The following is a 25,318-nucleotide window of genomic DNA, read 5'->3' as shown; positions in this document are numbered from 1 at the left end:
AATAGCCTCCTGGTATATGTGATTGTTGTCCTTTTTGCCTGCAAGCTTTGGACACACATATCATACCAAGGGGCTTTTTTATGTTCAAACCCCATATTTCTTCATTACAGGAATGCTGCCCGATAGTTGAATAAGTTCTCCGTTTCGATTTCGAAAACCCTGTCAATAATCCCTTTAAAAAGAGAAATTTAGGGAGAGATGTATTTTGTTATTATCTAAGGCATGGGAAACATATGAATCGGATAAACGAATTGAAGGGTTCTCACCACAAACATTAAAAGCATATAAACTTCAAGCTACTTTACTTATTCGTTATTTAAAGGACGTTAAATTAGATACCATATCCACTGTTCAATTAAAAGATTACCTGTTTAAATCGAGTGAAACCTTAAAGCCTTCAAGTCTAGCTCACCGAATAAGATTTATGAAGTCATTATTTCGATGGTCACATGAGGAAGGTCTTATTCCAAAAAATCCAGCAGCAAAAATAAAGGAACCTAAAACCGGGAAACGAATTCCTAAATTTTTGACCGAAATGGAAATTGAACATTTACGGGAAGCCTGTTGTTCCCCAATGGAAAAAGCATTGTTTGAATTCATGTTCTCCACTGGAAGCCGAATAGGAGAAGTTGTTACCTTAGATTGAGGCAGAATTAATTGGTTGAACGGATCCGCCATTATCAGAGGTAAAGGAGATAAGGAACGGGAAGTCTATTTCAATATCCGCTGCGAAATTTGGTTAAAACGAAGACAGGGACACTGCCATTTTTGTCACGGAACGGGATCCTCATCGAATGAGCATTGCTCAGATGCGATACATTATTAAGCGGATTTCAAACCGCGCCAGCATTAACAAAGACATTCATCCGCACCAACTAAGGCACAGCTATGCAACCCACTTATTGAATAATGGAGCACCTCTAGATGTTATTCAAAGCCTATTAGGTCATGAAAAAAGTGAAACTACCCGGATATATGCCCAGTTAAGCGGAAGCATCAGGCAGGAAATATAGGAAGTTTTTTTAGAAATAAATAAGCAACGCATCTCACGATAGCGTTGCTTTATTTCACTCTTGTACCCGTTAGTGAAATAGGATTTAAATTTCTTCTTGGTATATTTCTAATTTTATCGGCTTTAATTTTAACGGTATATTAAACGCCTGAAGTTGTTCTATATCCTTAAAGTAATCATCTATGTCTCCATTTTCTTCAAAATAAAATTCTGATTCTTCTAACTTTCTTAATTCATTTGATGGATTAAAAACAAATTCACAATGTAGTTGTTCCATATGAGAATATTCGTCTTCTTCATAAACAGTAAACTGGCGTACAAAATCAAAATAAAATAGTTCCTCTCCAGTAAAATCATAAACACCACATTGAAATAGAATTTCTTTACCTTCTTCTCCCTCAACTGGTTCTTTACAAAAAGCCTTAAATGTTTCCCAAACTTTTTCTATATCATGGGTATCTTCACCAATCTTATCTTTAAGGTAACTTTCAGTATTTTTAACAGTGATCATTACAACACCTCCGATATTATTATGTAAGTATTTTTATTAAACTAAACTGCACCGTTAGTGAAACAAGAAAAGCTGCCAAAATGACAGCTCCCATCTTCAACTCTTGCACTCGGAAGTTCAATAAGGTTGGTCAAAGTTTTTCAATTACCAGCTTCCAATTCATCTGCAAACTTAATCATTTCTTTTTGAATCTTGTTAGCTAACTCGGGTTCTGTAAAGATATAAACATCAGGTACTTCAGGAATATCCATAAAAACCTTTATGATAAGTGGTGTCTTTTTGTTACGATAAACTATATCAAATCTACCAACCTCATATTCATCATTGTGTTCCATTATTTCTAAGCTTTCTTGTACTTGGGTAATTTCTTTTGTTGAAAAACCCGATTCAACTAATGGGCTAATACGTTGTAAAAAAGGTTAACATTGCTCATATCGAAATTCATTGAAGCTTCTTCGAGGTTTTTATCTTTAATTTTGGGTTCTTCTGTATCACTACAACCACCAAGAAAGATAAAAAAAATAATAATAATTGCCGTACTTTTCAATTTCATCCTACAACCCCGTTTTTATTAAATATTACCACTTCAATGTCTTTTCTTGCTGTTTTTTTTAATAAAATTCATTGAATGCTTCTTAAACTATCCTGCTTCGTTAGTGGAATAATGAAAAAAGGGCTGCCGCCGCAAACCCTTTTTAAACTCAAGCACCCGTTAGTTTAAGTGAAATCTCTCACATACTATAGCTATTAGTCTCGTCATATTTCTAGAAATTCTTGTGCTTGGACATATAACCCATATTTAAAGACTGGATTACTATTAATTTTTCTCTTAATTCCTTCTACTGTTATATACGGCAGAATCTCTTCCTTTACTTCATTTTCAAATGATATGAGAAAATTTGTATCTAAACAATTCTCAATATTTATGGATGGAAGTGCTTTACCATTTATCTTTACATTTAATCTCCAATTTGTATGCCAATGTTTGTATGATACTTTAATTGGTTTTTCTGCAATTTCTTTAAAAATGAACCCATAGTTAATGTAATAGGTGCAATTATCGTAACCTGATTTTTGAAACTGAATAGCTGCGATTACTTCTTCTTTTTCAAGATAGTAATCATTATTTTTCTTCTTAAATCCCATCTTCTTAACAAGTAAATCAGTCACTTTTTCTCTAAACTCTTTACTATCCATTTTCTTAATCCCTTCAAGACTATATAGTTTCTTCTTGGTTCGCTTCTTAAATTAAACAGCTTCGTTAGTGAAACAAGAAAAGCCGCCAAGAATGGCAGCTGGATCTAAAGCTCTTGCACTCTTTAGTTCATTAGAAAATCTTCTAAGCAGCTAATAATTTATTTCCAAATTCCTTAATTTTCTTATTAACCTATATATTAAGGGGATTATCATTTTGATATCTTAACCATTTATCGATTTCTGACTTTATAAAACGTTCTTGGTTACCAATTTTTATATAAGGAAGAAACATATACGTTTCATAAAAGTCACCAATAGCCACTTTTTGTTTAATATCTTCTTTCATAATGCTATCAATTGTTTCTTCGTTAACTTGAAGATATTCAGCAAGTTGTTCTTTCGTCATAATATTTGTACTATTCACAGTAGAAATCGACGTTGAAGAATTTTTGATGGGAGAACCATTTTGGTTAGTAAAAAAAGTCCCCTTTAAGATTGAGGCACCTATGATTATTGATATTCCAATAATCAAGGCACTAACCGGATAGACAATAAATTTTATTGAACATTTCCCCTAAATAAATGAGAGGAATTTCTTATTCTATATTATTCGATAAAATCTATATAATTCCTTTTTAACCTGCCCCGTTTTACAAAAAGAATAGCTGCCAATGGTGCTGGTTCTTCAACTCTTGCACCCGTTAGTTCATCAAGAATCTACTCAACTAAACATCTAAAAGGTTTAAGTCCAAAGAAATGCATACCTATTTCTGTATTAGTAAACAATACTGAGGAGGTGAGAACAATTGGAAAATGATAATTTAAAACTTACATCTTCCGAAATAGGAACACTATGGGGTGAGTATGTCAACGGAACAATGAGCGAGATAGTAAATAGGTATATGATTTCTATTTTAGAAGACGAATCAATAAAAAAAGTTTTTGAAATAGCCATTGAGACATGGGAAAAGCAAAAGAAGCAGCTTGTTTCCTTCATTGAGAAGGATGGATTTCCAGTTCCCATTGGATTTACTGAGTCCGACCTTAATAAAAGTGCAGAGAGATTGTTTTCTGACACATTCTGCTTAAATTATTTACATATTATGACTATACATGGTTTGTTGGGTCATGCAACTGCTTTAAGTGTTTCTGTCAGAAAGGACATACGGGAATTTTACAATTCATGTGTTAATGATGCAAAAAGTATGTACGATTTAACCATTGAGTTATTGCTTAAAAAAGGAAAATTCCAAAGAGACCCCTATTTCTATCCTAACGAGAGCCCTGAATATATTTCTACCAAAGATTTTACTGATGGATTCTTCGGAAAAGGGAGACTTTTATCTGCTACAGAAATAATCAGTATTTCTCTTAACATTAAAAAGGGCATTATGGCAAAAGCTCTTTCAATCGGATTCAGTCAAGTCACAGAATCGAAAGAAATAAGAAAGTTTTTTGAGGAATTAGAAAAAACCGCAGATGAAAACCTACAAGCCCTTTCAAAAATTATGCACAAGGATAATTTGCCAATTCCAATGTCGTGGGAATCAGAGGTTACAACGTCAAAAGACTCTCCTTTTTCAGATAAATTAATGTTGTATCATATGGGTTTCTTGGCTCAAACTGCACAAGTATATTACGGGACAGGACTAGCAGGAGCCATGCGAACAGACCTAGCTGTAGCTTATGAAAAAGCAATTATAAAATCATTGGGAATTACCAAAAACTGGTTCGATATTATGGTGAAAAACAAGTGGTTAGAACAGCCACCACTTGCTCCCAATAGAAAAGAACTTGCACAAGATAAATAAGATATCCCCCTCATTAGTGAGGGGGATATCTTTAATTAGCTTCATAATTTAATGGATAATTCCAACATAAAGTAGTTATTCCTTCTTCAACCTGCCCATTAGCCATCCATGCAGCACAGAGAATGAAAATGGTTTGGAAGTGTCAATAATTGCTTTTCTCACCATTTAAATAATTCCTCACTTTTAAGCACGAGATCAAGCACCAGCTAAAATTGAAAAGAAACTTAATTAGCGTTCTCTAATTATTTTTAACATTTCCTCTTTGTTTCCGTTGGCGAACATGTACCGAGCAACTAGAGCATCGTTTCCACTACTATCTGGATTGTACGCTGGTGGATGCCAAAGATGAAATACCTTAGCGTCGTAGTTCACAAATTTCCCGCACAGGGTATTCACTGACCATGCAAATGCATCATCTTCTCCTCCCCAGCCGACAAAACGTTCATCAAAACCACCGACTTTTTCAAATTTACTTTTTGAAATAAGATTTACTTTACCGGCAAATCCATCGTACATCCAATTAACTTTCTGGCACTCTTTTAATTTTACATTTAGAGGCCAGCCCGGCTTAGTTCTCATGACTCTTTCTGTAATTTCCATTGGAATATCATATACTTCCGTAAATGGAATTACCCATGCTGCATCACGTAATAATTTTATTGATTCTAGAATAATGCTAGGGTCGAACACAGTATCAGCATCAACAATTAGAAGAATATCTCTTGTTGCTTCTTTTGCAGCAAGATTTACCGCCTTGGCTTTATTAAATCGACTAACTTTTGTTGTGCCAACAATCAATTCGGCGCTAGGCATTGTCGTTTGAAAGAATTTTTTTACCCATAAAAATGCATCAAGCCGAGGACCAAAATCATTTTGAAAAGGTATTATTATTGAAACATTCTCAAACATATAACTTCTCCTTCCTAGGTAAAAGTACATTCCTTGTTATAGTCTTATCCCTTATCATATTCATTTGAAAAAACTTCGATAAGGCAAAACGCCTGTCCAGGATAATATTTCTTCCATTTCCTTCTTCAAATAACCTGACCCATTAGTGCAATATAAAAAAGGATCGCCGCAGCAATCCCTTTCTAAACTCAAGCACCCGTTAGATTAATTGTATTTTTTCACAATCCTTGTTTAACTTTATTTGCTACTTGATATAAAAATTAGTTTGTTAAAAGTTCATATTTCCAAAATAATTTATCTGGGGAGTCCTTTTCTAAGAAAGTAACGATAAATATTGTTTTATAATCTCGGTCAGCGAATGTAACTTTGTGGTTGTGTGTCCACTCTATGCTTCCTAATTTGTTAAACAGATGCTGTTCATATGTATCGACTTCTCTCATAATTTTATTTCTCCCTATGATTTCGCCATTCTTTTTTTTGATTTCTATATACACATCTATATGAGATACTTCTTGTTTACATAATATATTACACGTATATTTTCTATTAGGGCTGCTCTTTTTCGCATAAACCCACTTATTTTCGAAATTCAGTTTTTTTATTTTTTGATAGATATTTTTAAAAATGCTTAAATCCAAATTTAGTTCTAACGCTAACTGTTCTAAAGGCTTTTGAATAATTTCCAGAGTATATTCTTTTTTCCTCTGGTCAGAAGGCAAAGACAGAAACTCCTCCATATTAATCTTTGTAAAAACAGATTTATAATTAAACGAAATAAATAAATCAGAGTCTAATTTGTTGATATAGTCAAAGTCCGATACACAATTAATAAGTATTCCCTTGTTTTCATCTATATTTATTTTGGGAAGCAGATGACTGTACAAAGCAGCGATGCATCTTGTTTCTTTATAAAAGACTAAATTAGACTCTCTATCCTCTGGAAAGAATAACTCAATATTTTTTATAAGTGCCATATTACCTCCAAGATACTACTTTTTTATTAACCATAAAAACGATCTAATAACCCAATAATAATTATATTCACTCTCAATAATGAAGAATCCTTCTTCAACTTAACTGCCACGTTAGCACAATAAAAAAAGGAATCGCCGCAGCAATCCCGTCTTTAAAATAAGCACCCCGGTACTTTAAGTAGAATGTTTCACAATGTTTTTACACTACAATGGTTTTGGTGCATTAATTTGTTCGTCTAAATTTAATTCTAGCAATTGACCAGCATGAACCAAACCAGAACCAAAACCGTACAAAAGAACTTGGTCTCCATTTTTAACTTTACCCTCACGAATTCCAAGGTCAAGTGCTAAAGGAATTGTTGCAGCAGAAGTATTTCCAAAGTTCACCAAGCTATAAAGAGTTTTTTCCATTGGGAATCCTAATTTTTCGCAAATCGGTTCGATTAGCCGTAAGTTAGCACTATGAGGGATAAACCAATCAACTTGTTCTAAACTCGTTTGCGTTTTTTCTAAAATTTGTTTTACACTTTCAGGAACATTTCTTACAACCCATCGAAAAACTTCCCTACCGTTTTGTACCAGATATTGAGTGTCGACTAACTCAATCCCATTGACTTTTTTAGATAGACCAGGACGGTATACATGTTGTGCTCCACTTCCGTCACTTCCCAAATGGAATCCGATAAAACTTTTCGATTGTTCGTCCCTTTCAACCAATACTGCACCAGCACCATCACCAAATAAAATACATGTACTTCTATCGGCATAATCCGTAATTTTGGAGATTGTATCTGCCCCAATAACAAGTACCTTTTTGTGGAGTCCAGAAGCAATAAAGTTATGAGCTGTATGCAATGCATAAACAAATCCTGCACAAGCCGCACTTAAATCGATGGCACCTGTTTGAGCAATATTTAAACGGTCTTGTACGATACTTGAAACAGATGGAAATGGAAAATCTGGGGTACTTGTTGCAACGATAATCATATCTACATCTTCGACATTTTTATCATACCTATGCATTAAGTCTTTTACGGCAGCCTCGCATAAATCACTTGTAAATTCATTAGGACGGCTAATTCTGCGTTCATGAATTCCTGTTCTTTGGATAATCCAATCATTATTTGTTTCAACCATTTGCTCAAGCTCAAAATTTGTTAACTTTTTTTCAGGTACATATGTACCAATAGCAGTTATTCTCGTTCCTATCATAGAAACCACCCCATATTTTTTTATTATAAGTTGGTGTTAGTACCTAGTGCTAATTATAACGATTTATATTATTAAAAATCAATTTTAAAAATTTTTTTCATAACAAAAAAAGGTTACTCCTTTTTGAAGTAACCTGCTTCGTTAGCTGAATAAGAAAAAGCATATGTCAGTTCAAGAAATTCCTTATGGTTATGCGTTTAGTTATCCCAATCAACCATCGTTACTATTAAAAATTGCTGAATGGATTTCTTACGAAAATCGATGCTGTCCTTTCATAAAATTCTCACTATATGTTAGTGGTGAAGTTGACTCAATAAGATTAGAACTAACAGGAAGTGAAGAAGTCGAAAATCTACTTAGAGAAGAATTTCACTTAGAATAAAACTACCCCCCTTAACCTTTTGTGATTAAGGGGGGTATGCTTTTTCTTCTAAAGCTAAACCGCCCCTAAGCAAAAAAAACGACTGTTCTTATTGAACAATCGCTCTCTGTTAGATTAATAAGAGGTGTGTAGTTTTTTTAGTTGCACTGCTAATTCAACTATCTTGTTTTTAATTAAAGGATCGATTTCATCTGGTAATTGATTTAATTTAAAAAATTGGGCCTCTATTCCTTGATTGTTATCAGGAGTTATTTCTCCTTCGTAATTGGAACATAAATAGCCAATGGCAACAGTATGATACTCATCACCATTTTCCTCGACTCGATTTATTAATTCTTTGCCTGAATAAACACCAAATAACTGTAGTGAATGTAACATTAACCCTAAATCTTCTTTTACATTTCTTTTTATACATTCTTCAACTGACTCATTTGGCTGCAATATTCCACCAGTAATTCCCCAATCTGCACCTGAATACCTACTCAATAATATTTCGCCATTATTATTTAAGATCGCTACACTTGGTCTTACAATTATCAAAGGAAAATTTCCAATCATTTCTCTTATATCTTCACAATAGCCCATAATACTCCTCCTTTAAAATAAGAATTTTATAAATTAAAAAGCCAACTTTTATTAAAAACGATAAATTAAAGGAGTGACCTACTCCTTTTTCGAAGGTATTTGTCAGCCACCATCTATGCAAGTAGCATTTAAGCTGCCCACTGTATTATTTAATTCAGTTAATAATAATGGAAGAATGTTGTCGTTAACTAAAACTTGTAATGCCTTTTCTGTAATCGGAACATTAAATTTTTGAAAAACTTCTCCAGTATTTTCCCACACTTTGGTTATAGCCTTTGAAGTCATATTTGATTGTATCACCATAAAAAGACAACCTCCTTTAATCCTCATTTTATCACTTTTTTCTTCAACTAACCCCATTCGTTAGTTGAAGTAGTATTCTTCACAATTAATTCGATATTAACATTGGTTCAAAATTAATTTCTTAAATATTATTTTTATTAATATAAAAAACTCGTCAGAAGCTGACGAGTTTTTCGCTTTAATATTGCCAATTCCTATGTCATTTTATCTGTCATTTAAGCAGTTATTTTTGAAAAAGCACCTCAAAACGGAACTCTTTATCTATTCAGAAGGGCTTTTAATATTGTATCCTTGTTAAACTAAAGCACCCCATTAGTTAAGAAATTATTAAGAATATAAAGTATTACACCTAAAAAATCCACTTCCGCTTCAATCAACATGTTAAAAATCAACAATAATCTTTAACACATTCAATAAAAAAAGAAACTGCCCAGCAGTTTGAGCAGCTCATTAAGTGGATTAGTATAAGATTTGATCTTGTGCCATTTCGGTCCGCTTATGTTATTTTTAAGTATTCGTGGACATGAAAACCTCTATTTTCAACTTTTAATAAGCTTTTATGATTCTTAAATGTTTATAGAATGGTTATCTATTTTTCCTAGATTACTGCTTGTTTTAGGAACAATAGGTTCAACTTTGCCAAGCCAAAAGAGATAGGTTAATGCACCGATTAAGGTGGCAGTTCCTGACACTATAAGTGCAGGGGTAAATGAGTGGGTAGTAGAAATTATAAAACCGGTTACAATCGGACCCAAAATGCCACCCATATTTGACACACAGTTTTGCAGTCCTCCAACAACTGAAGTCGTATTTACAGGGGCTACGTCTCCAGGTAGTGACCAAATAGCACAAGCAGCAGTCGTTAAACCCGCATAGGAAATCGATAGTAAAGCGATAGAAAGAACAGCTGAATTAACCAGCCCCGCAAAAGCAATCGAGGTTGCTAATAACATACCTCCACCTAGGTTCAATTTACGAACAAAGGTTAAGGAATAGCCTTTAGAATAAAGATGGTCGGAAAACCAGCCCGCTAAAAGTTCAGCAACTAGACCAAAGAGTGGAGGAATCATGGATACCCAACCCATTTTCATCAATTGGAAGCCTCGTTCTTGTACAAGATACGTCGGGAACCAAGTGATAAAGAAATAAATGGCATAGTTTAACATGAAAAACCCTACACACATTGCTAAAATATTACGGTATTTAAGAAGTTGATACCATTTCATCGGCTGGGTATTTTCAAGGCCATCCTTTTTGGCCTGTCCATCACGAATATAGGTTAGTTCTTCTTTGTTTACATACATATGCTTTTCCGGATCACGATAATAAGCCCACCAAATGGCTACCCAAACCAATCCTAACAGACCAGATACGATAAATGGAACTTGCCAGCCAAAGGCAGTCATTAACCAAACAACAAAGGGCATCGCTAGCGCCGTACCCACTTTAGAACCGCTGTCGAAAATAGCAGAAACTCTTGTCCGTTCTCGATCAGGGAACCATTTTGCTGTCACACCAGCATTGCTTGGATATGCTCCTGCCTCACCCATTCCCAATAAGGAACGAAATATGATGAGGGATTTCATTCCTTGGCTAACAGCTGTCAATGCCGTAGCAATGGACCACCAGGCAACGCTTAAAGCAAGTGAGAACCGCTGTCCCACTTTATCAGCCAGCCATCCTGCAGGAATTTGAAACAACGCATAGGTCCAAAAGAAAGCAGACATGACTATTCCCATTTCAGCAGCATTTATTCCAAATTCCTTCATTATAGACGGAGTGGTGGCAGATAGGACTGTACGGTCCAAATAATTAATGGCTATGGCTGCCCACATGAAGATGGCAATCTTCCATCGAACTTTTGTTCTTTTTTGATTTATTTCGCTCATTTTAAAACCTCCTATTATTGAAATCGCTTCCAAATGAAATTAAGAATATTATAACAATTTCAGGCATTCCTTGGTTAATCAATTGATAGATAGCCATCGTGCAAAGTCTAAAGAGGATAAAATTCTGAGTCTTACAATTTTCTGCTTTATTTCTAATAATTTAAACACGATCGCAAAATTAATAAATGAACCTTTTTAACTTAATGCCGTCCCCCTAGAATCTAAGAAGATTTTAGGGGACGATCTTAATGAATCTATCTTTCTATGCTTTTACAAATACTGTTTTGATTGCAGTAAAGAATTCGACCGCAGCTTGGCCCTGCTCACGGGAGTGCGAACTGGACTGTTTCATGCCGCCGAATGGTGCCTGTAATTCAACACCCGCAGTTTCCGCGTTAATCCGTACAAGTCCAGCCTCGATGTCGTTGATAAACGACATCATGGTGCCGATGTCTTTTGTATATATGGAGGCACTAAGCCCGTACTCGACATCATTAGCCTGAGTTAACGCTTCTTCAATTGATTCCACTTTAATAAGTACCAGCACCGGACCAAAGATCTCCTCCTGGGCAATGACCATTCCATTTGTAACCTCTTCAAATATGGCCGGCTGGACAAAAAAGCCGTTTTCACCTCCGTTCTCCGTGTACCGTTCACCGCCGTATATCAATCTTGCACCCTCTGCTTTCCCTTTTTCAATATAAGAGAGAACGGTATTCATCTGATTCTCACTGGCACATGGTCCCATCCATGAATTGCCTTCCATGCCGTTTCCAATTGTAATTTCTTTGACCTGCTCAAGCAGCTTCTCTTTAAATGCATCGTATACCTCTGCCTGAACGAATACCCTGCTTGTAGCAGTACATTTTTGTCCTGTCGAACGAAGGCCGCCGTTAATTGTTCCTTCTACCGCCAGATCTAAATCCGCATCTGCGGTAATAATAACAGGATTTTTCCCGCCCATTTCCAGCTGATATTTTGCTCCGCGGGCCAGAGCTGCCTGACCAATTTGTTTCCCAGTTGCATTGGAGCCTGTAAACGTAATGCCGTTTACGTCTGAATGGTTGACAATTGCTGTGCCGACTTCGGATCCAGCCCCTGTAACCATATTGACTACACCAGCCGGGATGCCGGCCTCATGCATACACTCCATAATCTTTGCTGCTGTAACAGCTGCTTCCTGTGCCGGTTTAATCAAAACAGTATTCCCATAAATCAAGGCAGGGGCCATCTTCCAGATCGGAATGGCTACCGGAAAATTCCAAGGAGAAATTACACCGATGACTCCAAGCGGAACGCGTGTCGTAAACATTAACGCCTTGCTGTCAGTGGATGGTATCACATCACCCGCTTTGCGCATCCCCTCACCAGCATAGTAACGGAGGATGGCAATCCCGCGCATTGTCTCTCCTTTTGCTTCAGGGAACGTTTTACCCATCTCTCTTGTCATCGTTTCGGCAACCTCTTCAAGCCGCCTTTCCAGACTATTTGCTATTTTATAGAGATAATCACCTCGTTCTGCTCCTGAAAGACGGCGCCATTCTTTTTGCGCTCTCTTGGCTGCAGCCACTGCCCTGTCAACATCTTCCCCTGTCGAGCACTGTACGTAGCCGACGATTTCATTTTTATTGGCAGGATTAATGGCTGCGCCGACTTTATTTCTGAGGGATGATACCCATTCTCCGTTAATATAGTTAAGATGGGTTTTTACCTGAACTGAAGTAGTCATGATTAAAACTCCTTTCCATATTCCTAAAATGTAGGGCCAATGCGCCAAATACCAAAATCATACTGTTTCAGAATTTCTGCTTTCGTCAGCTTTCCAGAAGCAACAAGCTCAATTTCATCAAAAATATGCTGGCCAACCGACTCAATTGATTCAATGCCTTCGATAATCGTTCCGGCATTCAAATCGATGTTATCTCCCATTCTTTCAAAAATTCCAGTGTTGGTTGCAATTTTAATAACAGGAGCAATAGGTGATCCGGTAGGTGTACCTCTTCCTGTAGTAAACAAAACGATTTGGGCTCCACCAGCCACCATCCCCGTTAGCTGTTCAATATCATGTCCCGGTGTATCCATCCAAACCAGACCTTTTTTGGATGGGACTTGTGCGTAATCGATCACTTCTTGTAAAGGGCTGCTGCCAGACTTATTGGAAGCACCTAACGATTTTTCTTCGAGAGAACTCAACCCTCCCTTGATATTTCCAGGGCTTGGATTCCCTGTACGGATATCTACTCCCATCATGATGGCCCGATTTTCCATAGCACCGATTACTTCATATACTCGCTTGGCTGTCCTGTCATCTACTGCACGTTGTGCCAATAAATGTTCAGCACCAATTAGTTCTGTCGTTTCGGCTAAAATCGCAGTACCTCCGTTATCAACAAGCATGTCGCTAACGACCCCAACTGCTGGATTGGCTGATAGACCGGAACATGCATCCGAACCGCCGCACTCGGTCCCGATAATGAGCTCACTGAAATCACAGAGTTCCTTCATTTGGGCTGAAGCATCCTGTACCATTTTCACTGCGATTCTAGATCCTTCAGCGATGGCACCAAGTGTTCCATTGTGGTCCTGAATGGAAACTACTTCAACAGGCTTTCCTGTCTTGGCTATCTCTCCTGCAACACTGCGTGCTTGATGGGTTTCGCAGCCAAGTCCTAGAACTACCACGCCATAAACATTCGGATTGGCCCCCATTCCTACATAAGTACGGAATGTTTGATCATAATCTACACCTACCTGTGCACATCCATGCTGATGTATAAAAGAGACCGTGCCTTGCACTAATTCGGTAATTTGTTTTGCTGCCTGGGTTGCACAAGTAATCGTAGGCAAAATTAACACGTGGTTTCTTACCCCTACTTGACCGTTTGGGCGCCTATATCCCCAAAACTTCTTTCCACTATTCAACTTTATCCCCCCGTCCTCTTTTTCCTTCCAGATTGTGAATATGAACATGTTCACCAATATCAATCTTTGTAGTGGCTGAACCAATCACTTCACCATATTTAAGAATATCCTCCCCTTTGGAGATCGATTTGACAGCGAATTTATGCCCGAATTCAATTTTTTCCTTTAATTCAATGTCAAAGCTGTTCCCCTGGCATGTGACCTTGACATGACTCCCTGCTGGAATACCCTCTAAAGCCACAGCCACTTTATCATTCGGCTTCATCATCACCGTTTTAAAAGCTGTACTCATCTTACATCTCCCCTGCTTTATATTGGTCTTTTTTTAAAATAGTTAGAGAATGGCTTACAAATTGTGTACTACGTTTTTTGCAAGATAGACAGTATTTTGTAAAACCCCAATATCAGATATGTCAATTTCTATTTGGTCTCCATCTGCTAACGTAAATTCATTTGGGGGAACAATACATGTGCCTGTCAATAAAACAGTGCCGTTAAAAATCTGATTATCTTTAAGGAGATATGAAACAAGCTCGTCAAATTTCCGCTTTAACTGGCGGGTATTAGCGCTCCCTTCCACCACTTTTTCGCCGTTCCGATAGATTCTGCAGGTAATTTCAAATTGATAAGGATCTCGAACCGCTTCAGATAGAAGAATGGCTGGACCAATAGAACAGGAATTTCTCCAGATTTTTGCCTGGGGTAAATAAAGCGGGTTTTCCCCCTCAATATCACGGCAGCTGAGGTCATTTCCAATGGTATAACCTAAAATTTCTCCCTCGCTATTAATGACAAGCCCTAATTCCGGCTCAGGGATTTGCCATTGGGAATCACTTCGAAGATATAGCTTATCATTTGGACCCACTGTCCTTGCGGCTGTGGATTTAAGAAAAATTTCAGGACGTTTGGCATCATAGACCTTGTCATAGACAGTGGTTAAACCGTTTATACCATCAATAGATTCGAAGTTTCTGGCGTCCCTGCTTCTTTCATATGTAACACCAGCCGCCCACACTTCTGGAGCTTCAATCGGAACGAGCAATGATAGTTTTTCTAGAGATTGTGATATTGGATCTAAGCTAGAGATAGCGTTTTCAACAAAGTGAAGAAGAGAAGTATCATGATCTTTTGCTTGCTGAGCTAACTCAAAGAAGTCTTTTTGCGGCAGTGAATAGATACGCCCCTCATTTGTTAAAGCAGCAAGAACTGGAACTGACTTTTCATTTAAATAAGAAATAATACGCATATAGTCCTCCTTTTAAATAGTAATTACAGCGTTTAAATTGTTGTTTGCCTCCCAATTAAATTTTTCTTGCGTTCTCATTAGTTTTAAATGCAAATTTCGTGCCAAAAAGAAAGATGATCTCATTTTTCAACAAAAAAAACACCAAACAACCTATCAAATCAAGGTTTGTCATGCTCCAACAATAATAACTCCTATTCATTAAAGAACAAGAAACTATTTAATTTAATTACTTATTTACCTCAAATCTTTCATATTTGAAATTCATATTTCAAATATGAAAGATTGAGGCTCATTTATAAAGGTCAACTTGTGCCACAAAAGGTAGTTTTGTTATACTAAATCCTTGTAAAGTGTATCCATTAATTACGTTTAAGTAGTTGCTTCCAGAGCTGTTTTTCCATGTCCTAAATTCGATCTAAAAGGAGAACAGTGAAGTTTAAGCACATCTAAAACTCTTTAGAAATACCCCCCTCTCAAAAATATCGGAAAATTCAAAAAAAACTTCAAAGTATAAAAAAACAAGGGGGTCTACTTGACCTCCCTTGTAAAATAAAATTGTTCCTTTTTATACTATTCTTCTATAAAACTATAGTAATAACGGGTGAAAAAATACTTTAAACATTTTAGGCCTCCTCTTTAATTTGCCTTTTAAACTGGATACTAAATTTAAAAAGCAAATTTCATGCCAAAAAAGCAAGTTCCTATAAAACTTTTAAAAAAATAACCAAACAGCCGAATCTAAGGTTGTCAGGCACAAAAAATAGCCCCTATTCAGTAAAGAACAAGAAGCTATTTATAAAAGCTTATTTAAATTTATCTTTCATATTTGAATTTTTTTTTCAAATATAAAATGATGCAACTCATTTATGAAAGTTCAACTTACGCCAAAGGGTAGTTTTACTTATTCCAAAATCCTTGCAAAGTCTATCCTTGTTTCCATGATAACGCTCAAGAAGCTGCTTCCAGAGCTGATTTTCCATATCCTCAAATCGATTTGAAATGGTGACCTGTAACTCTTCTTGATTTTGTCCCACTCTGTCGTAAAGTTTCCCTTTCTTCTCAGCCAACAGCTCACAAATCTTGTACTCTGTTAACTCTTCACCTTCCTCAGTACTAATGACTAACCTTTCGATGAAGTTTTGCAATTCCCGTGCATTACCAAACCAATCGTAACTTTTTAAACAATCAAAAAGTTGATCCAGCGGTAAAAACAAAACCTTTTCCTCTCTTATACATTCACTCTTGAAAAAGTTTATAGCCATAGGGACAATGTCGTCTTTACGCAGCCTGAGTGGCATTAATTGTAACTCCAATACACTCAGCCGGTAATAAAGATCTTCACGAAAACGCCCCAATCGAACTTCTTCACGCAGATCCCGGTTCGTAGCGCAGATGATCCGAACATCAATTGGAGTTACCCGATCTCCTCCAACACGTCGAACCTCCTTTTCTTGCAATACCCTTAGGAGTTTCGCTTGAAAATTAAGGGAGATTTCCCCTAATTCATCGAGAAATAATGTACCTCCATGGGCTAATTCAAAAAGCCCCATCTTACCTCCTTTCAGTGCACCTGTAAAAGTACCCTCGACATATCCAAAAAGCTCACTTTCAAGTAGATTTTCACTCAATGCAGCACAGTTAACAGAAACAAAAGGTCCCTTTGCCCGCTTGCTCTCATTATGAATGCTCTGTGCAAAGAGTTCCTTTCCTGTCCCCGTCTCACCATAAATTAAAACTGTACCGTTAGATTTAGCATACTGTCTCGCTTGCTGAATACATTTGAGCATTTCTGGGCTACCACCCTGAATATCATTGAAAGATTTCTTGGCCACTAATCCTTTTTCATTAAGCCTAGTCCTGATGTTCATTTCTAAATTTTGAATTTCACCAATTTCTTGAAAAATAGCCACTGCTCCATGGAACCTACCATGAATGATAATAGGAACCCGGTTACAAACAATCTTCTTTCCACTAATCTTAAGAAGGATATTTTTTTCCTCATTATTTTCGGATAAAACTTTATTCAATAGACTTTCGGGTAAACACTCAGTTAACTTATTCCCGAGAACCTGGTTTATTGGCACACCAAATATTCTCTCAGCTGATGCATTATATACGGTAACCTTCTCATTATCATCTATTGTAAGAACTGCCTCAGTTGTAAAATTAAGAATCGCTTCAAGTTGCTTTAAACGAGCCTTCTCCTTTTCCATTGATTTTAGAATTGTTGCGGCTTCATTAAGGGCTATTTGAAGGGACATAGGACCCGATTCTAAAAGACATCCATAGATTCCTCGCTCTATCGCTTGTTGTGTGGCTACTACATCACCCACTACTGCATCTATACCCCGGTCTTCTATTAGATGTTTCACCTTTGCAGGTATTTCGTTAGCATCTTGACAGGGCAAGATTTGCAAATCAATGTCCATAATGTTATTAAAATGCTTCGCTTGAAATAAAATATTTAACGTCGTGATAAAGGCGATTTTTTTAAAACCTTGCTCACTTGCCTTACTTAACGCCATTAAAATGTCGACAGATGTAACAGGTATTTCGATAACAGGTAAATCGAATGAATTTCGTAAAGCTTGAGCTGTTCCCCCACGAGAGATGAGGATCTTTACACCTTGATTGATATAAGATCTGATTTCATCAAAATTTTCCTTGAGATTCCCTGGAATAACGGTATAAGGTATATCACAAATTTCATTCATTCTTTCGGCCTGCTCTACTAAGGCTTCATAGGGGGCAATGACGAGAATATTATTCATTAAGTAGACACCTCTATTTTTTTTTAAATAATCTGCGAAATTAATTGCGGCTTCATCTCCCTATAAACAGGGAGGTGATCAAACCATTCCCTTTGACAAACCTCTCTCTAGATTAAAAGATGAGATCTATTAATCACTAAAAATGACGGAATCATTGTAATCTTTAACTATACTGATAACTTTTTAGTATCGTAAGTTTTGTGCTGAGTTATTTCAATTGTTAGCGATTTTAGTACATAGTACAGGAAAAATGCTTACCTGTTCTTGTTGTTAAGTGGTTCGAACTGTTCAATTGCTCTTTAAACTAGTATAAAGCTCAAAGAAGGTTCTTTGTACTCCTTTATTATGGACATAAAGAAAAAAGCTTAACACAAACGATTTTGATCATTGGTATTAACGCAGGTCCAATAATTATTTGGATTCGGAGAAAAAATTGTGTTTGGACTAGCCCAGGGTATTTGGTTTTATAATTTTTGCTAGGAATAGAAAGAATGGTTAGGATAAGGAGGAATTAGGGGTACTGGCAAATTACTAGTTTAGGAGAAGGATTTAGGAATGACTCTAGTCATGGGTCTGGATAATTCTAATTAATATATAAATATCGTTATACAAATGACATATATTTTTCAATCACATAGGAAGAAGGAGAAACCAATGGATAAGAGCACTTTAAAATGTTTATTCAAAGGTAATTAGGAGAATTCGTGATAATATGGTACACTTTGTTTACCATTTGATTTACTTTTTTACATGTGCCCTACTCATTCGTGAGTGGGGCTCCTTGTTTTTAAAAGAAGAAATAAAAAAACAGACTCTATATAAAGAGCCTGCTTTAGTTTGTTCTTATTAAGCTTTACGCACGTTAGCCGCTTGAGCTCCACGTTGACCTTGCTCAACGTCAAAAGTAACTGTTTGACCTTCGTCTAAAGATTTGAAACCTTCGCCTTGGATAGCTGAGAAATGAACGAATACGTCTTCTCCGCCTTCACGCTCGATAAATCCGAAACCTTTTTCTGCGTTAAACCATTTTACTTTACCTTGTTCCATTGTGTTTCCTCCTGCTGTGTGCTTTGCACACAATGTGTTACTATCCTTGCACTCAGTGATCATCAAGACGAAAAGTTAATCTTATACCATCCTTTACACCGATCAAAAATAATTCTTCTAAAGTTTAACATTTTTTTGAATTATTTGCAAGAAAATATAAACACAACCATTTTTGCCACTCATGAATTTACACAACTAGTTTGGATTCTTATGTTATTCTTATTCAAGTATTGCCCTCGTTTGTTTAAGTACAAATTTCTCACCATTTAAATAATTCCTCACTTTTAAGCACGAGATCAAGCACCAGCTAAAATTAAAAAGAAACTTAATTAGCGTTCTCTAATTATTTTTAACATTTCCACTTTGTTTCCATTGGCGAACATGTACCGAGCAACTAGAGCATCGTTTCCACTACTATCTGGATTGTACGCTGGTGGATGCCAAAGATGAAATACTTTAGCGTCGTAGTTCACAAATTTACCGCACAGGGTATTCACTGACCATGCAAATGCATCATCTTCTCCTCCCCAGCCGACAAAACGTTCATCAAAACCACCGACTTTTTCAAATTTACTTTTTGGAATAAGATTTACTTTACCGGCAAATCCATCGTACATCCAATTAACTTTCTGGCACTCTTCTAATTTTACATTTAGAGGCCAGCCCGGTTTAGTTCTCATGACTCTTTCTGTAATTTCCATTGGAACATCATATACTTCCGTAAATGGAATTACCCATGCTGCATCACGCAAAAATTTTATTGATTCTAGAATAATGTTAGGGTCGAACACAGTATCAGCATCAACAATTAGAAGAATATCTCTTGTTGCTTCTTTTGCAGCAAGATTTACCAATACTTCACAATCTTGCTTTTTCAGATTATTAGAAAGGTTTTCGTACCTCTATAATTCATGTTCTATATAAAGTCACAAAAAGTTAATTTCATTTCAACCTGTTATTAAGATTTCGTCGTTATTGCATTTAACAAGTAGGTCTTCATGAAGCCAGTATGATTCTTCCTCATTTCGGGGGGCGAAATCGTATTAAACTGAGGGAGTTCAATAAGAAAAATGAATTCCTTATCCTATTTTATCTCTAAAGCGAAAGCATAAAAGGCATCTCCCTTTGAAACATGTTCGTCCTTTTTATCCTTCCACCATACACCGTAAGAATAAAAATAAATCCCCTTAGTAGTAGGTGCGGTAAAACGATTCTTTTCTACAGAGACTTCAATTTCATTATTATTGCTCATCTGAATGACATGGAATTCGTTTGGTTTTGGATCATCATTCATCATGAAAGTAACAACTTCACCTGGTCTAACTTCTATCGGTTTTTTGCCTTTTAATAATTCAACTGGTCCACCCGTATCAACGCATTTTCCTTGACCCTTTGTATTCCAGCAATAAGACCCCAGCATCGTTTCATACCTTTGCTTCCCAATCTGAATCATGGCTTTTGGCGGCTTATCCCCATCCATACGATTACTTGAATAACCCATGAGATTTAAAAGAATAAAAAGGACAGATGCAGCTAACCATTTAGACATTTATAATCCCTCCAGTTTATCAAATAGACGTTAAAACCAATATAATGTTACTGGAATTACTATTTATTAAATATCGTTTTAATGATTTTTTACCTGAAGGAACCTACTTTGTAAATGGCTCTTTTTATCGTTTCTTATTAACCCAACTTGCCTCGTTAGACTGATTGGTTATGAACCCTTGATTTTTGGTATAAACCAATGAATAAAGAAAAAATCCTTGGTGGTTTAAAATGACGTTTATTTAAGCGTATTTTTTTATGGGGCTTCTTAATACTTGTGGCTTGAATTAAAGCTAGTCTTATTGCGGAATAAACTAAAAGGATGAAGTCCTCGAGCCTTCATCCTTTTAGTTCGTTACTTACTGATGTGAGCTTAACGAAACCCATTATCTTTTTTAACTTCCATTTTTTTGTTTTTATTTTCAATCCGTTGGAAAACCCCCATTGGTAAATAGGTGATGAAAAATACAATAAGTGCGGCAATTTCAAGATTAAGATAATACATAATTCCACTGCCGAAGAATGTTAGGATCGTTTTGGCTTCAGTTGGCTCCGCTAAGTAGAAAAAGTTCGTGCCAAGCAATAGATTTAAGAAAAATACGGGAACGGCAATAATGTTTATGGTTAGGAAGCTAAATAAGATCGCTTTCTTGGGAACCCGGTAACCTTCATACAAGATAAAATAAAATGCGGCTAACGGAATAACCGAATGGTGAAGGAAATACTCGATATAGCGAAAATGTGGGAATGTGTAGGCCATTTCAGGTGTAACCATCGCTAAAATGGGCGTTAAGGTGCCAAAGAAATATAACAAATAAAACACTTTGTTATTCTTTTTCAAAAATAAAAACAGGGCTAAAAAGGTACTAAGTGAACACAGTTGGAAAGGAAGATCGTTCAAATCCCACTGATTTGTGAGGATTAACCATACATGCAAGGAAATCTCACATGCAGGCAAAAGTATGAACAGTGTCCATTTAATGATCTGCTGGTAAATCGTACGTTTTTTTCGGAAATACACTAACGCACAACATGCCGCAAAGAATAGAGCCAATGTAATGATATGGACCGTTGAAAACAACTCAAACCCCTGCATTCCTGTAACAGAAAACATGATGTCATCATACCTCTCACTGTACATTGAAATGCTTTTTTTCTAAATTGTATTCATCGCCCCATAAAACTGACACGATTTTATTTAATGTCAGATTGATTGATACGGGGTGCAAAAAGGTAAATCACGCCTTGATTTTTGTTATTGTATAAACGATTTTTCTATTTTTGTTTTGTTTTCCCTTGCTCTTTCACAAAGGTTTTCATTTAAGTGACAAAATTTATTGTTCAATGTGAATGTTTATGAGAAATTGTGGAGCTAGTACGCATAATTGGCTACTCACTACCGATGAAAGACAAAAACTATTAAAATTTCTGAAGAACTGTCCTTCATACCACTGATGAAGGACAAAAACTATTAAGATTTCTGAAGAACTGTCCTTCATACCACCGATGAAGGACAAAACTTAATTACATTCCTGATGAATTGTCCTTCATAAAATTAATGAGGGACAACAACTACATTGCACCTGATTGGATAGATTATTTTTTACAGATTTTTTATGTGTGAATTAACGAGTGAATTCATATGTGTTTTAGGATGATTATTAGTCCGTCTGCACCTCAAAAGGGAGCCAGTTACTATGAAAAGGCTACTCCCCTACTTTTGTGTCTCCACATTGCTTTGCTACAGAAAAAAAGTTTATGGAAGTTGACGAAAACCGTTACAATAGGTAGGAATAAAGTCTAAAGGAAAATAGGTGGATTTACTTTCCACTTTCATTTCTTAAAAATAAAGAGTAGAAGATTTTGAAAGGTAGTGTCGAAAAGATGCTTTATATAAGGGATATTGAGAAAATAATTGAAAATACATTACAAGAGCACAACTTTACTATTGATTATGAAATTAACAATAATCTACTTGCACCTATGAGCTTTAATGTATCGACGAATACGATTAAGTTTAACTATTTACAAATTAATGGATACATTGCTAATATTAACTTTAAAATTAAGGAAACAGATGAAGACTGTGTTAAAATTATTCTATATCATCAGCTCGGTTATTATTTAGATTTTAAGAATAACAAACATGGATTAAGGTTTTTAAAGTATTTCGAGGATGAAAAAAAAGCAGAGATTCTAACAAGAATTGAAACGAATGCTTGGGAATATGGTCGAACCTTGGTACCTGAGAAACTAGTAAATTCTTATGATAAAGTACGTGAATTAGATAAAATGTTAATAAAAAACTATTAAATATGATCTGATATACAAGGAGAAAATAAATGATCTGGTTAATTATTTCCACTTTTCTTGCTGCCTCTGTCGCTTGGTTAGCTTATATTGTAAAAAAGGAAAAGGCTAAACAAAAAGAAATGAGAAACGACCATTACCAAGAGTTAGAAGCGATGAAAGAAGTACAAAAGGCTGCTATGGAAACGGCGGCAACTTCATACGATGAGAAGGTTTTGTTCTTGTCCGATTCGTACCAACGTGATATAGAAAAGCTGATGATCGAAAATGAAGATATACGGAAAAATTATCGAAACCAAGGGGAAATCATTACCCATCAGATACTAGAAAACTTTAAATCAGATTTAATTCGAAAAAAAATTATTCCACCAGATGAAATGATTATTATGCCGAATATTTTTATTCCGGAAGAAAACGGTCATACTCGGCAAATCGATCACCTTGTCCTATTATCAACCGGTATATATGTCTTAGAAACTAAAGACTGGAAAGGCCACATCGTATTGGGATTAACAAGAATGGGCAGCCACAAGTTTTCTTTTTTAGCAGAGTTAGCTGACAGTGAAAAAGAGGAAACGCTTGTATTTGATAAAGATGAGTCGGGTTCATTAACGGTAAAGACGTATGAAAATCCAATTAGCCAGGTTCAAGAGACAACTTTCATCCTATCAAATTATTTACAAAGTCAAGATATTACAACATGGATCAACACCTTGGTATTCTTTAATAACGATGAAAAAGAGGTTCACGATTGGTCGGATAACAGCATCGTAAAAAGGTTGGCGAATAAAGAGCAGTTACAACAGTTTTTTATCCATGAGCTTACATCCAAAAATAGAATATATGGAGCTTTTCAGCTTAATACTATAAAGCATCTGATCGAAAGCGCTAATTATATGTAAGTTTACTAGAATTTAAGTGAGGCAGGATAAGAGTTTCCTCTTTGGAGAAAATGTGTCTAAAAGTAGCTTTAATCGTTTTTTTCGACTTAATTTATTAACTTTAAAGACACAAAAAAGGCAGATGAGGAATCATCTGCCCCTTCCTTATACTTTTGAGTTAGCCTGTAATTGTTTAAATTAAGGAGCATAGTGAAAAGGCTGTAAAGGTTTGATCTTGACAAAAAAATAGGGTGGTGGTAGCCCCCCTATCACTTGAAACCTCTTTTCAATAGACTTGTTTCTTTCAAATAGAGTATACTGTTAATTGTTTCATTTTATTTTTCAAGCATGTAACAATGGTTGTGTATTTTTCATGCTGCTTTCCAAGTGTTTTCTTTCTTTCTCCAATCATCCTTAATACTTCCCTAGGATTGGGACCACCTTGGATAGACCTTATTTCAACGAAATATTCCGGTGAGATAATCTTCTTCCATTTGTGGTCAGTAAGTGTCACATCAACGAATTCATGAATCATTGAATTAATCTCTGAGATTTCCCACTCATATAATTCCTTTTGAGCTTGGATGGTTTTTTTAGAGATAGAACTAGCAACGGAATGTGCTTTTCTAAAGGATATGTCGTACTCTCTTGCGAGTGTGTCTGCTAATTCGGTTATCGTAATGCTTGACTTTTTTGCCATTTCCTTCGTGTGCTCTTCATTTACCGATATCGTGGTTAGGACGGCATACATTAATTTCATCACTCGATTTGCATTATTAAACGCCCGATATAAATGAGGCTGCAGATCATCTTCTGTATCGACAATGTCTCCAAATGGTGTGTTGTGAATCATATTAATCGCTGCCAACGCATCGCCATAGGCACTGCTGGCAATCGAGCGTGAATGCTCAATAGAGACAGGATTTCTTTTCTGCGGCATGATACTACTAACCTGCACATAAGGATCAGCCACATAAAAAGAACCAAATTCTCTAGTTACGTGCTGCAAGAAATCCTGTATCCATCTTCCTGTATTAATCATACAAGTCATTAATACAGATGATGTTTCCAATAAGTAATCTGCTCCAGCGATAGAATCATAGGAGTTTTCAATTACTTGATCGAAACCTAATAATTCACAAGTTCGCTGCCGGCAGATAGGAAAACCGGTTGTTGTTAAGGCAGCTGCCCCAAGGGCTGATTGATTAACCGTTTCATAAGCCGACCACATCCGTTTAATGTCCCTTTGCAATACATCGTAAATAGCTAATAGATAATGTCCTAACGTGGTCGGTTGAGCCGGTTGAGTATGGGTATATCCTGTAATATATGTTTCTGTATGCCGCTCAGCCTGTTCCAATAATACTTCACTTAAACGATATGAATTTCCAAGCAACTCTAAAAGATGCCCTCTCAGTACCAGGCGGTACATGGCAATCCCCATATCGTTCCTGCTCCGGCCAATATGGATTTTCCCTGCTAACTCGTTTCCGATTTCTTCCCCTATTTTTGCCTCCATCATGAAAAACAAGTCCTCAAACTGGGGCTGATAGGATATTTGGTTTATATCCGTTTTGGCCACTTTATTAATGCCTGCTAACATCACTCTTGCTTCGTCCGTTTTGATAATGTTTTGCTCCTCGAGCATGATGACATGGGCCCGGTGAATGTCAAACATGACATGGAATAAAAAATCCCTCTGATCATTAAATACAGGCTTTAACAGCTCCTCCACATACGTTTTTCCTGGAAAAGCAGCCCCTTCATTTTTGATAAATTCCTCTATTTTGCTCACTTGATCAACTCCG

The 25,318-nt window shown here is 36.2% G+C and carries 23 protein-coding genes and 1 pseudogene; 4 read left to right on the top strand and 20 right to left on the bottom strand.

The genetic code is table 11. From position 1 onward, the window contains the following. The first annotated feature begins 205 nt into the window (after positions 1-205). Positions 206-1,026 (top strand): annotated as a pseudogene (locus KW850_RS27935) (tyrosine-type recombinase/integrase). Positions 1,027-1,097: 71 nt separating this feature from the next. Here KW850_RS27935 and KW850_RS27930 read toward each other — a convergent pair. From KW850_RS27930 to KW850_RS27915, 4 genes are all read right to left on the bottom strand, one after another. Then, complete coding sequence (locus tag KW850_RS27930) at positions 1,098-1,523, bottom strand: hypothetical protein (protein WP_218350988.1); 426 nt, start codon at positions 1,521-1,523, stop codon at positions 1,098-1,100. Positions 1,524-1,663: 140 nt separating this feature from the next. Then, positions 1,664-1,858 (bottom strand): hypothetical protein, encoded by a 195-nt coding sequence (locus tag KW850_RS27925; RefSeq protein ID WP_218350987.1) that lies wholly within the window; start codon positions 1,856-1,858, stop codon positions 1,664-1,666. Positions 1,859-2,279: 421 nt separating this feature from the next. Next, positions 2,280-2,720: a DUF4304 domain-containing protein gene (locus tag KW850_RS27920; protein WP_218350986.1), complete on the bottom strand. Its 441-nt coding sequence runs from the start codon at positions 2,718-2,720 to the stop codon at positions 2,280-2,282. 190 nt (positions 2,721-2,910) lie between these two features. Beyond that, positions 2,911-3,252 carry a helix-turn-helix domain-containing protein gene (locus KW850_RS27915; RefSeq protein ID WP_218350985.1) on the bottom strand — a complete coding sequence of 114 codons (342 nt, stop codon included), beginning with the start codon at positions 3,250-3,252 and terminating at the stop codon, positions 2,911-2,913. Positions 3,253-3,526: 274 nt separating this feature from the next. On the opposite strand from KW850_RS27915, the gene KW850_RS27910 reads away from it, so the two are divergent. After that, a complete protein-coding gene (locus tag KW850_RS27910) occupies positions 3,527-4,531 on the top strand; it encodes a DUF3231 family protein (RefSeq protein WP_218350984.1) in 1,005 nt (334 codons plus the stop codon). A gap of 228 nt (positions 4,532-4,759) precedes the next feature. On the opposite strand, the gene KW850_RS27905 is transcribed toward KW850_RS27910, so the two are convergent. The 15 genes from KW850_RS27905 to KW850_RS27835 all read right to left on the bottom strand — a co-directional run bounded on the left by KW850_RS27905 (position 4,760) and on the right by KW850_RS27835 (position 21,433). After that, positions 4,760-5,440, bottom strand: coding sequence for a galactosyltransferase-related protein (locus KW850_RS27905; protein WP_218350983.1), 681 nt, complete (start codon positions 5,438-5,440; stop codon positions 4,760-4,762). A 260-nt stretch (positions 5,441-5,700) separates the two neighbouring features. Next, the gene (locus KW850_RS27900; RefSeq protein ID WP_218350982.1) at positions 5,701-6,414 is read right to left on the bottom strand and encodes a hypothetical protein; all 714 of its coding nucleotides are present in this window, start codon (positions 6,412-6,414) and stop codon (positions 5,701-5,703) included. 204 nt (positions 6,415-6,618) lie between these two features. Then, on the bottom strand, positions 6,619-7,626 hold the full coding sequence (locus KW850_RS27895; RefSeq protein ID WP_218350981.1) for a ketoacyl-ACP synthase III: 1,008 nt from the start codon (positions 7,624-7,626) through the stop codon (positions 6,619-6,621). 496 nt (positions 7,627-8,122) lie between these two features. After that, the gene (locus tag KW850_RS27890) at positions 8,123-8,593 is read right to left on the bottom strand and encodes an NUDIX domain-containing protein (RefSeq protein WP_218350980.1); all 471 of its coding nucleotides are present in this window, start codon (positions 8,591-8,593) and stop codon (positions 8,123-8,125) included. 102 nt (positions 8,594-8,695) lie between these two features. Continuing rightward, positions 8,696-8,896, bottom strand: coding sequence for a hypothetical protein (locus KW850_RS27885; protein ID WP_218350979.1), 201 nt, complete (start codon positions 8,894-8,896; stop codon positions 8,696-8,698). Positions 8,897-9,462: 566 nt separating this feature from the next. After that, the gene (locus tag KW850_RS27880; RefSeq protein ID WP_218350978.1) at positions 9,463-10,785 is read right to left on the bottom strand and encodes an MFS transporter; all 1,323 of its coding nucleotides are present in this window, start codon (positions 10,783-10,785) and stop codon (positions 9,463-9,465) included. Positions 10,786-11,047: 262 nt separating this feature from the next. Beyond that, complete coding sequence (gene gucD, locus KW850_RS27875; RefSeq protein ID WP_218350977.1) at positions 11,048-12,514, bottom strand: alpha-ketoglutaric semialdehyde dehydrogenase GucD; 1,467 nt, start codon at positions 12,512-12,514, stop codon at positions 11,048-11,050. A 23-nt stretch (positions 12,515-12,537) separates the two neighbouring features. After that, on the bottom strand, positions 12,538-13,707 hold the full coding sequence (locus KW850_RS27870) for a UxaA family hydrolase (RefSeq protein WP_256358497.1): 1,170 nt from the start codon (positions 13,705-13,707) through the stop codon (positions 12,538-12,540). Next, entirely contained in the window at positions 13,700-13,999 is a 300-nt protein-coding gene (locus KW850_RS27865; RefSeq protein ID WP_218350975.1) for a UxaA family hydrolase, read from the bottom strand. Before KW850_RS27865 ends, KW850_RS27870 begins: the two co-directional genes overlap by 8 nt. A gap of 54 nt (positions 14,000-14,053) precedes the next feature. Continuing rightward, positions 14,054-14,953, bottom strand: coding sequence for a fumarylacetoacetate hydrolase family protein (locus KW850_RS27860; protein ID WP_218350974.1), 900 nt, complete (start codon positions 14,951-14,953; stop codon positions 14,054-14,056). An 860-nt stretch (positions 14,954-15,813) separates the two neighbouring features. Continuing rightward, positions 15,814-17,724 carry a sigma 54-interacting transcriptional regulator gene (locus KW850_RS27855; protein WP_218350973.1) on the bottom strand — a complete coding sequence of 637 codons (1,911 nt, stop codon included), beginning with the start codon at positions 17,722-17,724 and terminating at the stop codon, positions 15,814-15,816. An 846-nt stretch (positions 17,725-18,570) separates the two neighbouring features. Next, a complete protein-coding gene (locus tag KW850_RS27850; protein WP_042463323.1) occupies positions 18,571-18,771 on the bottom strand; it encodes a cold-shock protein in 201 nt (66 codons plus the stop codon). A 329-nt stretch (positions 18,772-19,100) separates the two neighbouring features. Continuing rightward, the gene (locus tag KW850_RS27845) at positions 19,101-19,625 is read right to left on the bottom strand and encodes a galactosyltransferase-related protein (RefSeq protein ID WP_218350972.1); all 525 of its coding nucleotides are present in this window, start codon (positions 19,623-19,625) and stop codon (positions 19,101-19,103) included. A gap of 230 nt (positions 19,626-19,855) precedes the next feature. Continuing rightward, positions 19,856-20,320 carry a hypothetical protein gene (locus KW850_RS27840; protein ID WP_256358496.1) on the bottom strand — a complete coding sequence of 155 codons (465 nt, stop codon included), beginning with the start codon at positions 20,318-20,320 and terminating at the stop codon, positions 19,856-19,858. A 372-nt stretch (positions 20,321-20,692) separates the two neighbouring features. After that, positions 20,693-21,433 carry a YwaF family protein gene (locus KW850_RS27835; RefSeq protein ID WP_218350971.1) on the bottom strand — a complete coding sequence of 247 codons (741 nt, stop codon included), beginning with the start codon at positions 21,431-21,433 and terminating at the stop codon, positions 20,693-20,695. Positions 21,434-22,182: 749 nt separating this feature from the next. On the opposite strand from KW850_RS27835, the gene KW850_RS27830 reads away from it, so the two are divergent. Both KW850_RS27830 and KW850_RS27825 read left to right on the top strand, forming a co-directional pair. Then, positions 22,183-22,632, top strand: a complete 450-nt coding sequence (locus KW850_RS27830) for a hypothetical protein (protein ID WP_308128864.1) — start codon at positions 22,183-22,185, stop codon at positions 22,630-22,632. A gap of 29 nt (positions 22,633-22,661) precedes the next feature. After that, complete coding sequence (locus KW850_RS27825) at positions 22,662-23,531, top strand: nuclease-related domain-containing protein (protein ID WP_218350970.1); 870 nt, start codon at positions 22,662-22,664, stop codon at positions 23,529-23,531. A 283-nt stretch (positions 23,532-23,814) separates the two neighbouring features. Here the strand turns inward: KW850_RS27825 and argH are convergent, their stop codons facing one another. Beyond that, the gene (argH, locus tag KW850_RS27820; RefSeq protein ID WP_218350969.1) at positions 23,815-25,305 is read right to left on the bottom strand and encodes an argininosuccinate lyase; all 1,491 of its coding nucleotides are present in this window, start codon (positions 25,303-25,305) and stop codon (positions 23,815-23,817) included. Between the last annotated feature and the right edge of the window lie 13 nt (positions 25,306-25,318).

It is taken from the genome of Bacillus sp. sid0103 (assembly GCF_019219025.1).
The sequence above is the reverse complement of the archived record's forward strand: the minus strand, read 5'-3'. Positions and strand labels throughout refer to the sequence as shown.

Coding starts and splice junctions, on each gene's coding strand:
- KW850_RS27930 (WP_218350988.1), bottom strand. CDS start 1,523: ATGATCACTGTTAAAAATACTGAAAGTTACCTTAAAGATAAGATTGGT.
- KW850_RS27925 (WP_218350987.1), bottom strand. CDS start 1,858: ATGGAACACAATGATGAATATGAGGTTGGTAGATTTGATATAGTTTAT.
- KW850_RS27920 (WP_218350986.1), bottom strand. CDS start 2,720: ATGGATAGTAAAGAGTTTAGAGAAAAAGTGACTGATTTACTTGTTAAG.
- KW850_RS27905 (WP_218350983.1), bottom strand. CDS start 5,440: ATGTTTGAGAATGTTTCAATAATAATACCTTTTCAAAATGATTTTGGT.
- KW850_RS27900 (WP_218350982.1), bottom strand. CDS start 6,414: ATGGCACTTATAAAAAATATTGAGTTATTCTTTCCAGAGGATAGAGAG.
- KW850_RS27895 (WP_218350981.1), bottom strand. CDS start 7,626: ATGATAGGAACGAGAATAACTGCTATTGGTACATATGTACCTGAAAAA.
- KW850_RS27890 (WP_218350980.1), bottom strand. CDS start 8,593: ATGGGCTATTGTGAAGATATAAGAGAAATGATTGGAAATTTTCCTTTG.
- KW850_RS27885 (WP_218350979.1), bottom strand. CDS start 8,896: ATGGTGATACAATCAAATATGACTTCAAAGGCTATAACCAAAGTGTGG.
- KW850_RS27880 (WP_218350978.1), bottom strand. CDS start 10,785: ATGAGCGAAATAAATCAAAAAAGAACAAAAGTTCGATGGAAGATTGCC.
- gucD (WP_218350977.1), bottom strand. CDS start 12,514: ATGACTACTTCAGTTCAGGTAAAAACCCATCTTAACTATATTAACGGA.
- KW850_RS27865 (WP_218350975.1), bottom strand. CDS start 13,999: ATGAGTACAGCTTTTAAAACGGTGATGATGAAGCCGAATGATAAAGTG.
- KW850_RS27860 (WP_218350974.1), bottom strand. CDS start 14,953: ATGCGTATTATTTCTTATTTAAATGAAAAGTCAGTTCCAGTTCTTGCT.
- KW850_RS27855 (WP_218350973.1), bottom strand. CDS start 17,724: ATGAATAATATTCTCGTCATTGCCCCCTATGAAGCCTTAGTAGAGCAG.
- KW850_RS27850 (WP_042463323.1), bottom strand. CDS start 18,771: ATGGAACAAGGTAAAGTAAAATGGTTTAACGCAGAAAAAGGTTTCGGA.
- KW850_RS27840 (WP_256358496.1), bottom strand. CDS start 20,320: ATGTCTAAATGGTTAGCTGCATCTGTCCTTTTTATTCTTTTAAATCTC.
- KW850_RS27835 (WP_218350971.1), bottom strand. CDS start 21,433: ATGTTTTCTGTTACAGGAATGCAGGGGTTTGAGTTGTTTTCAACGGTC.
- KW850_RS27825 (WP_218350970.1), top strand. CDS start 22,662: ATGATCTGGTTAATTATTTCCACTTTTCTTGCTGCCTCTGTCGCTTGG.